At 68.7% G+C, this 14824-nt stretch carries 13 protein-coding genes; 6 read left to right on the top strand and 7 right to left on the bottom strand.

The annotated features are described in order from the left end of the window. The first annotated feature begins 127 nt into the window (after positions 1–127). Both NLX83_RS08045 and NLX83_RS08050 read left to right on the top strand, forming a co-directional pair. Positions 128–2806, top strand: coding sequence for a glycosyl hydrolase 2 galactose-binding domain-containing protein (locus NLX83_RS08045; protein ID WP_254234202.1), 2679 nt, complete (start codon positions 128–130; stop codon positions 2804–2806). Continuing rightward, on the top strand, positions 2803–3918 hold the full coding sequence (locus NLX83_RS08050) for a major royal jelly family protein (RefSeq protein WP_254234203.1): 1116 nt from the start codon (positions 2803–2805) through the stop codon (positions 3916–3918). The genes NLX83_RS08045 and NLX83_RS08050 overlap by 4 nt, the downstream gene beginning before the upstream one ends. Positions 3919–3987: 69 nt before the next feature. Here NLX83_RS08050 and NLX83_RS08055 read toward each other — a convergent pair whose 3' ends face one another. Further along, positions 3988–4371 carry a winged helix-turn-helix transcriptional regulator gene (locus NLX83_RS08055; RefSeq protein WP_254234204.1) on the bottom strand — a complete coding sequence of 128 codons (384 nt, stop codon included), beginning with the start codon at positions 4369–4371 and terminating at the stop codon, positions 3988–3990. Between the two features lie 80 nt (positions 4372–4451). Between NLX83_RS08055 and NLX83_RS08060 the strand changes: the two genes are divergently transcribed. The 4 genes from NLX83_RS08060 to NLX83_RS08075 all read left to right on the top strand — a co-directional run bounded on the left by NLX83_RS08060 (position 4452) and on the right by NLX83_RS08075 (position 8552). Beyond that, positions 4452–5831: an MFS transporter gene (locus NLX83_RS08060; RefSeq protein ID WP_254234205.1), complete on the top strand. Its 1380-nt coding sequence runs from the start codon at positions 4452–4454 to the stop codon at positions 5829–5831. 9 nt (positions 5832–5840) lie between these two features. After that, complete coding sequence (locus NLX83_RS08065; RefSeq protein ID WP_254234206.1) at positions 5841–6812, top strand: hypothetical protein; 972 nt, start codon at positions 5841–5843, stop codon at positions 6810–6812. Positions 6813–6876: 64 nt separating this feature from the next. Beyond that, positions 6877–7503: a superoxide dismutase gene (locus NLX83_RS08070; RefSeq protein WP_254234207.1), complete on the top strand. Its 627-nt coding sequence runs from the start codon at positions 6877–6879 to the stop codon at positions 7501–7503. Positions 7504–7508: 5 nt separating this feature from the next. Further along, the gene (locus tag NLX83_RS08075) at positions 7509–8552 is read left to right on the top strand and encodes a glucose 1-dehydrogenase (protein WP_254234208.1); all 1044 of its coding nucleotides are present in this window, start codon (positions 7509–7511) and stop codon (positions 8550–8552) included. 30 nt (positions 8553–8582) lie between these two features. Here the strand turns inward: NLX83_RS08075 and NLX83_RS08080 are convergent, their stop codons facing one another. The 6 genes from NLX83_RS08080 to NLX83_RS08100 form a co-directional block, all read right to left on the bottom strand. After that, complete coding sequence (locus NLX83_RS08080) at positions 8583–10718, bottom strand: putative bifunctional diguanylate cyclase/phosphodiesterase (RefSeq protein ID WP_254234209.1); 2136 nt, start codon at positions 10716–10718, stop codon at positions 8583–8585. A gap of 41 nt (positions 10719–10759) precedes the next feature. Then, complete coding sequence (locus NLX83_RS42220; RefSeq protein ID WP_374118689.1) at positions 10760–11344, bottom strand: SAM-dependent methyltransferase; 585 nt, start codon at positions 11342–11344, stop codon at positions 10760–10762. Between the two features lie 102 nt (positions 11345–11446). Further along, positions 11447–12259 (bottom strand): SAM-dependent methyltransferase, encoded by an 813-nt coding sequence (locus NLX83_RS08085; protein WP_254234210.1) that lies wholly within the window; start codon positions 12257–12259, stop codon positions 11447–11449. 19 nt (positions 12260–12278) lie between these two features. After that, the gene (locus NLX83_RS08090) at positions 12279–13085 is read right to left on the bottom strand and encodes an SAM-dependent methyltransferase (protein WP_254234211.1); all 807 of its coding nucleotides are present in this window, start codon (positions 13083–13085) and stop codon (positions 12279–12281) included. A gap of 44 nt (positions 13086–13129) precedes the next feature. Beyond that, on the bottom strand, positions 13130–13945 hold the full coding sequence (locus tag NLX83_RS08095; protein WP_254234212.1) for an SAM-dependent methyltransferase: 816 nt from the start codon (positions 13943–13945) through the stop codon (positions 13130–13132). Between the two features lie 15 nt (positions 13946–13960). Then, positions 13961–14773: an SAM-dependent methyltransferase gene (locus tag NLX83_RS08100; RefSeq protein WP_254234213.1), complete on the bottom strand. Its 813-nt coding sequence runs from the start codon at positions 14771–14773 to the stop codon at positions 13961–13963. Between the last annotated feature and the right edge of the window lie 51 nt (positions 14774–14824).

Consider the following 14824-nt stretch of genomic DNA (forward strand, 5'->3'; position numbering starts at 1 on the left):
TGAAATCGCGGTGAAATGGCGGCGGGGCCAAATGCGGCAGTGCGTTCGTACGGCTGGAGGACGCGGTGGGAGATTTACTTCGTTAGGACTCTTGCCGAAATCGGTTCACGCGGGAAAAGTGCCGCTCATGTTCCGACGCAAGGCCCCATGGCTCGCCGCCGCGCTCGGCCTCGCCCTGCTCGCACCCGTCCCCGCCGCGATCGCGCAGCAGGACGAGCGAGCGGTCGGCTTCAGCGCGCCAACCGCTCTCGGTCAGACGGCCACCGTGCCGGACTGGCGCATGCGCTCCTCGGCAGGACTGACCGTCGATGGCGACCGCATCTCCGTACCCGGATTCCCGGAGCGGGGCTGGCTGCGGGTGCCCGCCCGGTCCACCGTGATGGCCGGGTTGATCGCCAACCGGAAGTACCCGGACGTCAACCACTCCACCAACCTTCAGCAGGTCGACGCCAAGGACTTCCAGGTGCCGTGGTGGTACCGGCGCGACCTGGTCGCCGCGCCGATCCCCGGCAGGCACACGTTCCTGCGGCTCAACGGCGGCGTGATCTCGCGCGGTGAAGTGTGGTTCAACGGCACCAAGCTCGCGGGCACGGACAAGGTCGTCGGCGCGTACCCGATGCAGGAGTTCGACGTCACGAAGCTGCTGCGGCCCGGCCGCAACGCGCTCGCGGTCAAGGCGATGCCCGCCGACCCGTTCCGCGACCTCACGGTGAGCTTCCTGGACTGGAGCCCGCTCGCGCCGGACAACAACATGGGCATCTGGCGGGACGTGAACCTCACCTCCACCGGCCCGGTGTCCCTGCTCGACCCGCGCGCGCTGCCGAAGCTCCAGCTGCCCGACATGCGCAGGGCCGACGTCACGGTGAAGGCGGAGGTCCGCAACAACACCGACCGCGCGATCACCACCACGGTCGGCGGAGACATCGAGCGCGCGCGCTTCGAACAGCGGATCACCTTGGCGCCCAAGGAAACCAAGACCGTCGAGTTCGCCCCCGTGCGGATCGACAACCCGCGCGTGTGGTGGCCCGCCCAGTTCGGCGAACAGCCCAGGTACACGCTGAACCTGAGCGTGGCCGGGTCCGACAGCGCGAGCCGGAAGTTCGGCATCCGCGACGTCGGCTCGTTCCTGACGCCGGAGGGCTACCGCAAGTTCACCGTGAACGGCAAGGACTTCGGCGTCCGCGGCGGTGGCTGGGCCTCGGACCTGTTCCTGCGCACGCAGCCCGGCCGCCTCGCCGACCAGCTGCGCTACGTCAAGGACCTCGGGCTGAACACGATCCGCCTGGAGGGCAAGGAAGAGGACCACGAGCTGCTGGAGCTGGCCGACAGCATGGGCATCATGCTCATGCCGGGCTGGGAGTGCTGCACCAAGTGGGAGGCGTGGGCGAAGAAGAACCCGACGCACCCGTGGACCGAGGAGGACAGCCGCGTCGCGGCCGAGTCCGCCACCGCCGAGGCGCGCCGGTTCATCAACAGCCCGAGCATCCTGGCGTTCTTCATCGGCAGCGACAACTACGCGACCGCGGCGATCGAGAAGCTGTACCTGGACGCCTTCCACAAGGTCGACTTCCGGGTGCCGGTGATGCCGTCCGCCGCGCGCAGGCCGTCCTCCCAGCAGCCGCCGCCGATCCTGGGCGAGGCCGGGATGAAGATGGACGGGCCGTACTGGTGGATCCCGCCGAACTACTGGTACGAGAAGAAGAACGGCGGGAACTACGGCTTCGCCTCCGAGACCGGGCCCGGCCCGATGATCCCGGAGCTGGACAGCTTGAAGAAGTTCCTCACCGAGGCCGAGATCGACGACCTCTGGCGCAAGCCGGACCAGGCGCACTACCACCTGGCGAAGAAGGAGGTCTTCTCCAAGCTCACCGATCTCACCAAGGCGATGACCAACCGCTACGGACCGATCAAGGACCGCGAGGACTTCCTGCGCAAGGCCCAGCTGTCCAACTACGAGGCCAACCGCGCGCAGTTCGAGGCGTACGGACGGGACTTCTCCGCGGCGGAGAAGCCGTCGACCGGCGTCATCTACTGGATGCTCAACAACGCGTGGCCGACGCTGTACTGGCACCTCTACGACTACGAGCTGGGCACGAACGGCTCGTACTTCGGCGCCAAGAAGGGGCTGCGCCCGCTGCACGCGCAGTACTCCTACGACGACCGCTCGATCGCCGTGGTGAACACCGGGCTGAACGAGGTGGCCGGGCTGACCGTGGAGGCGACCGCGCTCGGGCTCGACGGCGCCGTGCTGTCGTCGGAGACCAAGCAGGTCACGGCGAAGGCCAACGCCTCGGTGCGGGCGATGACCGTGGCGAAGCCCGCTTCGGTCAACGGCGCGTACTTCGTCCGCCTGGTGATGAAGGACGCGGGCGGCAAGGTGGTCGACCGCAACGTCTACGCACTGTCCACAAAGGACGACAAGGTGGACCACAGCAAGGTCACCTGGTGGCACTCCCCGACCGTCGAGTACGGCGACATGAAGGGGCTCCAGGACCTCCCGGCCGCCGAACTGTCCACTAAGGACGCTCGCTCGCGGGTGCGCGGCGACAAGGTCGTCACCGAGGTGACGCTGCGCAACGACTCCAAGACGGTGGCGTTCTTCCAGCGCGCCAGCCTCCGCAAGGGGTCCGGTGGCGAGCAGGTCACGCCCGCGACGTGGACCGACAACTACGTCACGCTCTGGCCGGGCGAGCAGACGACGATCACCGCCGAGTATCGGATCTCCGATCTGGGCGGCAAGATCCCGCATGTTCGACTGTCCGGATGGAATAGCGCGGCGCGGGAGGTCGTTGCACCGCTGCTATGAGACTCATAGCGTTGGCACTGGGCGTCACCGTTCTCGGTGGCGCCCAGGCCGCTGCCGCTCCACCGCGACCCGAGACCGTCGCGACCTTCGCCGAGGCCATGCCGACCGGCGTCACCGTCTCGAAGGCCGGACGGATCTTCGTGAACTTCCCGCGCTGGGGTGATCCCGTGCCGTTCACCGTCGCGGAAGTGGTGCGGGGCAAGGCCGTTCCCTTTCCGAACCAGGAGATCAACAACCCCGACGAGAAGGACCCCGCCCGGCACTTCCTGTCCGTGCAGAGTGTTGTCGTCGACGGCCAGGACCGGCTCTGGGCCCTGGACACCGGCAGCCCGCAGTTCCGCCCGACCAGTCCCGGTGGCCCCAAGCTCGTCGGCATCGACCTGCGCACCAACAAGGTCTTCCGGACGATCCTGTTCCCGCCCGCCGTGGCGCAGCGGAGCTCCTACCTCAACGACGTGCGCTTCGACCTGAGGCGCAACCGCGCGTACATCACCGACTCCGCGCCCGCCGGTCCGAACGGCATCGTGGTGGTCGACCTGAACACCGGTGAGTCCTGGCGCAGGCTGCACAACCACCCGACCACGGTCGCGGAGCCGAACTTCCTGCCGATCGTCGACGGCAAGCCGTTGATGAACCGCCCGTCTCCTGGCGTGGCAACGCACATGACGGTCGGCTCGGACGGCATCGCGATCAGCCCCTCCGGAGATCGGCTGTACTACACGCAACTCTCCGGGCGCAGCCTGTACAGCGTGAGCACCGACGCGCTGTTCGACCGGCGGGTCTCTGACGCCGAAGTCGCCGCGACCGTGCGGAACCTGGGCGTGAAGGGCATGGGCGACGGCCTGGAGTCGGATACGCGGGGCCGCGTCTACGGCGCCGACATCGAGCGGAACGCGGTCATCCGCCGCTTGCCGGACGGCCGGTTGCAGACGATCGCCCAAGGCCCGGAGATCAGCTGGGCCGACACGTTGGCGATCTCCGCCGACCGGTACCTGTACTTCACCGCCAACCAGCTGCACCGCCAGGCGGGCTTCCAGGAGGGCGTCGACAAGCGCGTCAAGCCCTACCTCCTGCTCCGCCTCAAGATCGACGCAGCCCCCGCCCACCCCTAACCGTTTTTCCCTGAACGGGTCGTTCAGGGAATCTAACGCCCCAAATGCGGCGTTCACGAGCGCACGCGTTCAGGAGGCGGCGGCGGTGTCGTAGGACCTGCGGGCGGCGGAGATGGTGCCGCGGTGACGTTCCGCCCAGTCGACCAACAAGCTGAGCGACTCGTGCAGTTCGCGCGCGATGTCGGTGAGGCTGTACTCGACCTTGGGCGGAACGGTCGGGTAGACCGTGCGGACCAGCAGGCCGTCGCGCTCCAGCTTGCGCAGGGTCAGCGTGAGCATCCGCCTGCTGATCCCGTTGACGGTCCGCTCCAGTTCGGTGAACCGCACCGGCCCGCGCGCGGCCGCGACGATGATCCCGATCGCCCACTTGCCCGCGACGTGGTCGAGGACCTCGACGATCGGGCAAGCCTCCTCGATGAACTGGGGGGTCACACCGGTGTTCCTCTGGGACATGAAAGTGCCTCCTTCCGCCGGGCTCCATAGTCACAGAGCATGACCTCAGTAACAAGTCGTGCACCTATGGAGGTCAGACGATGGAATCCCGGTGGCTCTCGCTCGCCGCCCTGTGCGCGGGCACGCTCATGATCATCTTGGACCAGACCGTGGTGAACGTGGCGCTGCCCGCGATCGCCGCCGACCTCGGGTTCACCGCCTCCGGCCTGGCCTGGGTGGTCAACGCCTACCTGATCCCGTTCGGCGGACTGCTGCTGCTCGCCGGGCGGCTCGGCGACCTGCTCGGCCGCAAGCGGGTGTTCCTGGCCGGACTGGCCGTGTTCACCGTCGCCTCGCTGCTGTGCGGCCTCGCGTGGAGCCCGGAGGTGCTGCTGGTCGCGCGGCTCGTGCAGGGCGTCGGCGGCGCGGTCAGCTCGGCGGTGATCCTCGGCATGATCGTCACGCTGTTCCCCGAGGCGCGCGATCGGGCCAAGGCGCTCGGCGTGTACAGCTTCGTCCAGGCCGCGGGCGGGTCGATCGGTTCGCTCGCGGGCGGAGTGCTCACGCAGTCGGCCAGCTGGCACTGGATCTTCCTGATCAACCTGCCGATCGGTGTGGCCACATTCGTTGCGGCGGCGAGGTTCCTCGATGCCGAGCGCGGGAGCGGCAAGGGTGCGGACGGCGGCAGTGCGGTCCTGGTCACCGCAGCGCTGATGCTCGGCGTCTACACGATCGTCGAGGCGGCGAGCTGGATCTTCGGCGCGGTGTCGGTCGCGCTGCTCACCGCCTTCGTGATCCGCCAAGCCCGCGTGCCAAACCCGTTGCTACCACTGCGAATCCTCACTTCGCGCAGCGTGGCGGGCGCGAATGTCGTGCAGGTCCTGCTGATCGCGGCGATGTTCGGTTTCCAGTTCCTGGTCGTGCTGTACCTGCAACGCGTTCTCGGCTACGACTCGATGCAGGCGGGTCTGTCGATGCTGCCCGTGGCGGTGGCGATCGGCGCGGTCTCGCTCGGTTTGTCCGCGCGGTTGAACACCCGCTTCGGCGCACGCCGCGTGCTGATCGCGGGCCTCGGGTTGATCTTCGCGGGGATGGTGCTGCTGAGCCGCGCGCCGATCGACGCGGGCTTCGTGCCCGACGTGCTCCCGGCGATGCTGGCGCTGGGCATCGGGTTCGGCACGGCCATGCCCGCGCTGATGGTGCTGGCGATGTCGGACGCGACCCCCGAGGACTCCGGCCTCACGTCGGGTCTGGTCAACACGACCGCCCAGGTCGGAGGCGCGCTCGGGCTGTCCGTGCTCGCGGTCCTCGCCGCCACCCGCACCGCGGGAGGAACCACCCCGGAAGCGCTGCTGAGCGGCTACCACCTCGGTTTCACGGTCGGCGCGGTGCTCGTGGCCGCGGCCCTCGTCACCGCAGTGGTCTGGGGACGCCGTACGACCACTTCCCGAAAGGTTGTCCTTGCGGCACAAAGGGATTAAGCAGTGAGGATGGTGAAGAGAAGTGTGTTCGCGGGACTGGCCACGATAGCCGCCTTGGGCTTGACCACAGCACCGGCCGTCGCGCAGCAGTACGGGCCGTGCCAGGAGGTGGTGCACGGCTCCGCGCCGAGGCTGCACCCGGAGGGCGTCGCGTTCGACCCCACGCGTGACCGGTTCCTGGTCGGCTCGGTCCGGCACGGCACGGTCTCCGTGGCGAATCCCGACGGTTCGGTGCAGACCCTGGTCGACGATCCCAAGTTGATCACCACGATGGGGCTGGCCGTCGACGTCAGGCGCGGTCGCCTCCTGGTGGCCAACGGCGACGTGGCGATCGGCACCAAGACCTCACCGGCCACAGTGGACAAGACGGCAGGGCTCGGCGTCTACGACCTGCGCACCGGCAAGCGGATCGCCTACCACGACCTCGGCGCGCTCGACCCGGCGCGCAAGCACTTCGGCAACGACATCGCGGTCGCGCCGGACGGCACCGCGTACATGACGGACTCCTACAGCGGAGCGATCTACCGCGTTCCGCTGAACGGCCCAGCGACCGTGCTCCTGCGGGACGATCGGCTGATGCCCGCGGGCCGGGGCAACGGCGCCAACGGAATCGTCCTGCACCCCAAGGGATATCTGGTGATCGCGCATTCGTCCGGGCGAGCGCTGTACAAGCTCTCCGGCACCACGCTCAGCGCGGTCACCGTCGACCAGCCCATCGGCGCTCCGGACGGGCTGCTCTTCGACAACGGCTCGCTGCACGCGATCGACAACACCGCGGCCAACCGCGTGATCACGTTGTCCTCCAAGGACGACTGGGCCACCGCGACGCTCACGGCAGCGCGGCCGTGGACCGATCCGGCGCCCACGACCATGGCGCGCGGGCGGTGCGGCATCTACGTGCTCAGCGGTCGCCTGGACCAGCTCGGCCAGGGCAGCGACGAGTTCTGGCTGCGCCGCCTGGGTGGCCCGCGTCACGCTTGACCTCAAGCCAGGTGGAGGTCTGATGATCTCCTCGTCATCCCTGTACCGGACGAGGAGATCATCAATGGCCCTCTACGCCCTGCCGGATCTTGACTACGACTACTCCGCTCTGGAGCCCGCCATCATCGGCGAGATCAACGAACTGCACCACTCCAAGCACCACCAGGCCTACGTCACCGGCGCCAACCAAACCCTGGAAAAGATCGACGAAGCCCGCGACAAGGAAGACTTCAGCTCCATCGTCGGACTGGAAACCACCCTCGCCTTCCACCTCGCCGGACACGCCCTGCACCAGGTCTGGTGGAAAAACCTCTCCCCCAACGGCGGCGACAAGCCCACCGGCGAACTCGCCGCGGCGGTCGACGAGTTCTTCGGCTCCTTCGACGGACTACGCGCCCAACTCAACGCCGCCGCCTCCACCATCCAAGGCTCCGGCTGGGGCATCCTCGCCTGGGAACCAGTCGGTCAGCGGCTGATCACCCAGCAGCTCAAGGACCACCACTCCAACCTCTCGATCGCCACCACTCCATTGCTCGCCTTCGACGCCTGGGAGCACGCCTACTACCTGCAGTACCGCAACGTGAAGGCCGACTACTTCAACGCACTCTGGAACGTCATCAACTGGAACGACGTCAACGAGCGCTTCGTGGCCGCACGGGCTGGCAAGAACGGCCTCCTGCTGCAACCCTGAGCGGTGTGAGAGCGGCGACGGTGGTACCCGGCAAGCCCGAACTGGCCGAGATCAGCGAACTTCCCGATCCCGTTGCCGCGCAAGGAGAACTCCTGGTAGCCGGGCTGCTGGTCGGCGTGTGCGGGACCGACTCCGAGATCGCGCACGAGGGCTTCGGCCGCGTTCCGCCGGGCAAGGACCGCATGGTCCTGTTCCACGAGTCGCTCGGCCGGGTCCTCTCCGCACCACCCGAAAGCGGCTTCGCCATCGGAGATCACGTCGTCGGCGTGGTCCGCCGCCCGGACCCGGAGCCGTGCGAGCCGTGCGCCAACGGGCAGTGGGACTTCTGCGCCAACGGGGAGTACACCGAACGCGGGATCATCGAGCTCGACGGGTACGGCGCGCAGCGCTGGACGGTGCCGCCGGAGTTCGCCGTCCGCGTGGATTCGGAGCTCGGTGAGTTGGGGGTGCTCACCGAGCCCGCGTCCGTCGTGGCCAAGGCGTGGGACCAGGTCGACCGCATCGGCGCCCGCTTCGAGGCCGCGCCCCGCACCGCCCTGGTGACCGGGGCGGGCCCGCTCGGCCTGCTGGCGGCCCTCATCGGCACGCAGCGGGGCCTGGACGTGCACGTGCTGGACCGGATGCGGGACGGCCGCAAACCCGGCCTGGTGCGAGACCTGGGCGCCACCTACCACCACGACCTCGACGCCGTCCCGGTGCGGCCGGACGTGGTGATCGAGTGCACCGGCGCCGCCGAGCTGGTGTTCGACGTCCTCGGCCGCACCGCGCGGAACGCGATCATGGTGCTGACCGGGATCTCCGGCAGTGAAGCCAAGATCTCCGTGCCCGGCGCGGCGGTCAACGACGCCATGGTCCTGCACAACACCGTGGTGGTCGGCAGCGTCAACGCCGGGATGGCGCACTACCGCGCGGGCGCACGGGCCCTGTCCGCGGCCGACCAGGAGTGGTTGGAGCGCCTGATCACCCGCCGCGTGCCGCTCTCCTCGTGGACCGACGCCCTCACCCGGACCGAGGACGACGTCAAGGTCGTCATCGATCTGCGCCAGTGAATCCTCCTATGCGAAAAGGATTCGTTCCGGCTACGCGTGCGCGGTGATCAGCTCGTCGATCTGGGTGGCGGGGCCGGGGCGGGCGAAGAACCACCCCTGCCCGGAGTCGCAGCCGATGGCGCGCAGCCGCTGCGCCTGGGGTGCGGTCTCGACGTTCTCCGCCGTCACGGTCAGGCCGAGCGTGTGCGCCAGCGACACCAGCGTCGCGACGATCTGCTGGTCGACGTCGCCGCCGTCCTGGCCGGAGTGCGCGCGCAGGCCCTCGACGAACGAGCCCGCGATCTTCAGCTCGTGCACGGGCAGGTTCCGCAGGTAGGCGAGGTTGGAGTAGCCGGTGCCGAAGTCGTCGATGGCGATCCGCACACCCATGTCGTAGAGCGAGCGCAGCGCGTCCAACGGCTCGTCGGCGTTGCCCATGATCGCGCTCTCGGTCAGCTCCAGCTGGAGCCGCTGCGGACGCAGGCCGACCTTGGACAGGATGCGCGCGACGTCGTAGACCAGCCGGGGATCGCGCAGCTGCCGAACGGCGAGGTTGACGCTGACGAACGGGGCGTCGGCGCCGAAGCGCTCCTCCCAGTCCTTGGCCTGCGCGCACGCCTGCTCCAGCACCCACAGGCCGAGCGGGACGATCATCCCGGTCTCCTCGGCCAGCTCGATGAAGCGGTCCGGGGCCAGCCTGCCGAACTCCGGGTGCTGCCAGCGGACCAGCGCCTCGACCCCGGCCACCCGGGTGTCGGCCAGGCGCACCAGCGGCTGGTAGTCCACGTAGAACTCGCCGCGCTCCAGCGCCGAGGGCATGGTGGCGGAGAGGGTGAACCTGGCGACCTCGCGGGCGTTGCGCTCGGCGTCGAACTGCGCCCAGCGGGAGCGCCCGTCGGCCTTGGCCCAGTACAGCGTGATGTCGGCGTCGCGCATGACGTCGGCCGGGGTGGTGCCGACGACCTCGCGCTCGACCAGGCCGATGCTGGCGGAGACGGTCAGCTCGTGCTTGCCGACCTTGATCGGCTTGGTCAGCCCGTGCAGCACCTGGTCGGCGACGGTGATGACGTCGTGGGTGGAGCGGGTGTTCTCGATCAGGATGACGAACTCGTCGCCGCCCATCCTGGCCACCATCCGGCCCCGCCCGGAGACGTAGGTGTCCAGCCGCTGCGCCACCGCGACCAGCAGCTGGTCGCCGACGTCGTGGCCGAGGCTGTCGTTGATCACCTTGAACCCGTCCAGGTCCAGGTAGCAGAGGCCGACCCTGGTCTTCTGCTCCGCGCTCTCGAACACCCTGGCCAGCTGGTCCATGAACAGTGAACGATTGGACAGACCGGTCAGTGGATCGTGCAGCGCCTGGTGCCGCAGCCGGGTCTGCAGCAGGTGCCGGTCGGTGACGTCCTCGACCATCACCACGACGTAGTTCGGCGCGCCCTGCTCGTCCCGGATCAGCGAGACGGTCAGGTTGGTCCAGATCTCCGCGCCGTCGCCGCGGACGAAGCGCTTGTCGACGCGGAAGTGCTCGCGGTGCCCGCGCACCAGCTCGTTGTAGAGCCGCCACACCTCGGCGGCGTCGTCGGAGAGCATGAAGTCGCGGGCGCGGCGCTTGCGCAGCTCGTCCAGCCCGTAGCCGAGCATCCGCTGCAACGACGCGTTGGCCTCGACGATCCGGCCGCGCACGTCGCCGATCGCGATGCCGATCGCGGCCTCGGCGAACACCGCGCGGAAGCGGGCCTCGCTGGCCCGGCGCGCCTGTTCGGCGGCGTCCCGCGCGTCCAGCACGGCCTGCCGGATGGCCTCCTGCTCGTCCAGGGTCCGTTCGCGCAGCGCCTGGGCGTAGCCGGCGGAGAGCGCGCCCTGGAGGGCGGCGACGCGGACCTGGAGCCGTTCGTCGCCCTCCAGGCCGAGCTCGCTCAACAGCTCATCGCCCAGCAGGGCGACGCTGCGGCTCAGCGTCTCGATCCCGGTGAAGTGCGCGTTGACGAGGTGGAAACCGACCTCGCGGGCGGGCGTCGAGCGGAAGGGCTCGGCGAAGAGCGCCTGCACCAGCCGCTCGGTGTAGAGCAGCAGCAGCTGCTCGGTCTCGGCGAGGCTCAGCGAGACGTAGCTGGTGCCCGCGATGGACCGGACCCAGGTGCGGGCGAAGCGGGCGCACGCTGGCTGCTCGGACTCGGCGGCCGGGGTCACCAGCAGCCTCCCGAGAGTAAACGACTCGTTGTTGGAACCACTCATATTCTTCGCCCGACCGTGGTGTACGAACCGGATCTCTCGGGCGCTTTTCCGACCTCCCCTTGGGAGTCTGGCCGGGATTGCGGCGGAAAGACGACACCCTGTTCAACAAGTTCGAAGCCGCGAAGGCGGTAGTCGATCTCGCCGCACTCTCCGGACCAGGGCCGATGCCCGTCCAACCGGTACAGATCCGACACGCCCTGTCCTTCTTCCGCGGTGTGTTCCCCGGCACTCTCCGGCCGGATCGGAACACTTCCAGGGACCACTTGCCCGTGGTAAGTGCGAATGGTTCCCACGGGGTCCCCGGAATCGGGAACGAAATACGACACCGTGACGCGTCCGCTCGTCGCGGTCCTCGCGCGGTCACCGCCCGTACACCTGGCGGGGCCGTGGGCGAAGGTTACGGGGTGGCCATCAGCACGGACAATCCGGCAGCCAGGGTCAGCCTTCCGGGCTACTTCGTGCACGTTGCTGACTCTAGGTATTCCTAAGTGTCCCTTGGGGAACTGCCGACACTCGGTAGTGCGGACGACAGGGGGACGCGTCAGGAGATGCTGACCCGATGCCCAACCGTGACGGTCCACCGCACACCCCTCGTTACTCGGGGTTCGAAGCCTAACCCGCCCCGGTCAGGCCGAGACAGGCCACAAGGTATGCAATTGCTTCATATCCACTTCGATTGTGGTCTAGACCTTATACCCCACGCCGACCAGGCCCGCGAAACGCTCCGGTTCGTATGCCAGATCCCGTACCGAGTCCGGACGCCACAGCGGCAATCTGGCCAAACCCGGTTCGACGAGCGAGAAACCCGAGAAGAACTCGGAGATCTCCTCGGAAGTGCGGGAAACAAGGTCGAGCCCGGCGCGTTCCATCAGCTCGATCCGGTCCTGCGCGGTGTCGTCGCGGGTGGTGAACGACGCGTGCGAGACCGCGAGGTAGCTGCCCGGCGCGACCGCGTCGCGGTACTGCTGGACCACCTTGTACGGCTGCTCGTCGTCCGGCATGAAGTGCAGGACCGCCAGCATCAGCAGGGCCACCGGCTGGTCCAGGTCGATCAGCGAGCGCACCTCGGGCGAGACCAGCACGGCCCTCGGGTTGCGGATGTCCGCCTGGATCGCCGCGGCGCGGCCGTTGCCGACCAGCATCGCCTCGCTGTGCGTCACCGCGACCGGGTCGAAGTCGACGTAGACCACGCGGCAGTCCGGGTTCTGCTCCTGCGCCACCTCGTGCACGTTGGCAACGGTCGGGATGCCGGAGCCGAGGTCGATGAACTGGGTGATGCCCTGCGCGACGCAGAAGCGCACCGCCCTGCGCAGGAACGCCCGGTTCGCGCGCATGATCATCGGCAGGTCCGGGAGCAGGTCGATGGCCCGCCGCGCGACCTCGCGGTCGATCGCGAAGTTGTTGTCGCCACCGAGGAAGTAGTCGTACATCCGAGCCTGGCTCGGCTTGCTCAGGTCCACCTCGGACGGCGCCCAGGTCGGCCGCATCACCGACATACCTCCTCCCCGACGTCGTTCAACGCTTGACTCCCACTCCGGCGTAGCCGGTAGCCCGCTGCGGATCGGTGCCCACCTCGTCCTCGGGGTCCGGCCGCCACTGCCCGAACCAGACCAGTCCCGGTTCGACGAGCTCGAAATCGCCGAACATCGCCGTGATCTCCGCCCTCGACCGCCACCACATGGGGGTCCCGGTCCGGCGGTACAGCTCCGAGTGGGCGAGTGCCCGTTCGGGCTGCCCCTCGAACGTGGCGTGCGAGATCGCCAGCGCGCTCCCGGGTGCCAGCGCCTCGCGGTAGTAGCGCGTGATGTCCGCGGGATCGTCCTCATCCGAGACGAAGTGCAGCACCGCGAGCATCAGCACCGCAACCGGTTCGTCGAAATCGAGGAGCCTGCGGACGTCCGGGTCGTGCAGGATCTGGTCCGGGTAGCGCATGTCCGCCTGCACGACCGTGGTGTTGCGGTTGTCGGCGAGGATGGCCCGCGAGTGCGCGACCGCAATGGAGTCGATGTCCACGTAAGCGGTGCGGCAGCGGGGATCGGCGCGCTGCGCGACCTCGTGCACGTTGCCGACCGTCGGGATGCCGGAGCCGATGTCCAGGAACTGCCGGATGCCCCTGGACACGCAGTAGCGCACGGCGCGCCGCAGCACGCCCCGGTTCTCCTGCATGATCATCGGCAGGTCGGGCCACTGGCGGATCGCCTCGTCGGCCTGGTTGCGGTCGACCTCGAAGTTGTGCGACCCACCGAGGTAGTAGTCGTAGACGCGCGCGGCACTCGGCTTCGACAGGTCGATCTCCGCAGGCGCCCAACTCGGCAGTGCCACCGCTGCTCCATCCCTCCGTGCTGCTCGCTTTCCGTTCCGGCAGTTCAGTTCTTGCGGCCCATCCCCCCGTACACGCTCATCCTGTGCAACTCGAAGGCGTCGGCCTCGCAGGAGTCTGGTCGCCACTCCGGCAACGGGACCACCCCTGGTTCGAGCACCTCGAAGTCACCGAACAGATCCAAGACCTGAGATCGCTCGCGGAACCACAGCGGCGTCCCGAACCCGGCGTAGAGCCGCTGGTGCGCGTACGCCCGCTCCGGCTCGATGTCGTTGGCACCGTGGGAGATCACCATGAGGCTGCCGGGGGCGAGCGCGTCGTGGTACTCGCGCAGCAGGCCCTTCGGGTCGTCCGCGTCGGGGATCTGGTGCAGCACGCCGAGCGTCAGCAACGCGACCGGGCGGCTGAAGTCGATCACCCGGCGCACCTCGCTGTCCCGCAGAACCGTTTGCGCGTCACGGAGATCCGCCTGCAACACGGTCACCCCGGAGCAGCCCGCGAGCATCGCGCGCGAGTGCGCGACGGCGACCGGGTCGATGTCCACGTAGACCACGCGGGCGCCGGGATCGGCGCGGCGGGCCACCTCGTGCACGTTGCCCGCGGTCGGGATGCCCGAGCCGATGTCCAGGAACTGGCGAATCCCGTTGCGCACGGCGAAACGCACCGCCCTGCGCAGGAAGTCCCGGTTCGCGCGCACCATCGCGGGCAGCTGCGGCCACTGCGCGATCGCCTGCCTGCCGTACTCGCGGTCGATGGCGAAGTTGTGCGATCCCCCGAGGTAGTAGTCGTAGAGCCGGGCACAGCTCGGCCGCGTCAGGTCGATCTGACCTGACGCAGCGCTGCGAACCGTGACCGCTGTCATGTGCCGACGCTCCACTCAGTTCCTGATCCCGAGGCCCGCGTAGCCGCTGAGCCGTTCCGGTCGCTCCCACTCCTCGTCCGGCGACTCCGGCCGCCACTGGCTCAGGTAGACCAGGCCGGGGTCGACCATCTCGAACCCGGTGAAGAAGCCGGTGATCTCGGCGGCGGAACGCATCCAGATCGGCGTCCCCGTGCGGTGGTAGAGCTCCTCGTGCGCGTTGGCCCGCTCCGGGCGGCCGTCCGCGGTGCCGTGCGAGATGACCAGCGGGCTGCCGGGGACGAGCACGTCGGCGTACTGCGCGAGCAGCGCGGCCGGATTGTCGTTGGGCGAGACGAAGTGCAGCGCCGAGACCATCAGCAGCGCGACCGGCTCGTCGAAGTCGATCAACTCGCGCACGCCCGGGTCGTCGAGGATCTGCTCCGGCTTGCGCAGGTCCGCCTGGAGCGTGGCGGTGCGCGCCGCGCCGGACTCGGCGAGCAGGGCCCTGGAGTGCGCGACCGCGATCGGGTCGACGTCCACGTAGACCACGTGGCAGTCCGGGTTGGCGCGCTGGGCGATCTCGTGCACGTTGCCCACCGTCGGGATGCCCGAGCCGATGTCGAGGAACTGGCGCACGCCACGGGCGACGCAGAAGCGCACGGCGCGGCGGAGGAAGGCCCGGTTCGCCTGCATGATCTTGGGCAGCTCAGGCCAGAGCGCGATCGCCTGCCGAGCCTGCCGCCGGTCCACCGCGAAGTTGTGCGAACCCCCGAGGTAGTAGTCGTAAACGCGGGCAGTACTCGGTTTCGTGAGGTCGATGTCTCCGCACACCCAGGTAGGACGATCCACCGATGCCCCTCCCCGTTTTTGCCACCGTGGCGAGGATAGGACAGCCAGACG

The sequence above is a fragment of the Allokutzneria sp. A3M-2-11 16 genome, assembly GCF_024213555.1.
Classification (GTDB): Bacteria; Actinomycetota; Actinomycetes; order Mycobacteriales; family Pseudonocardiaceae; genus Allokutzneria.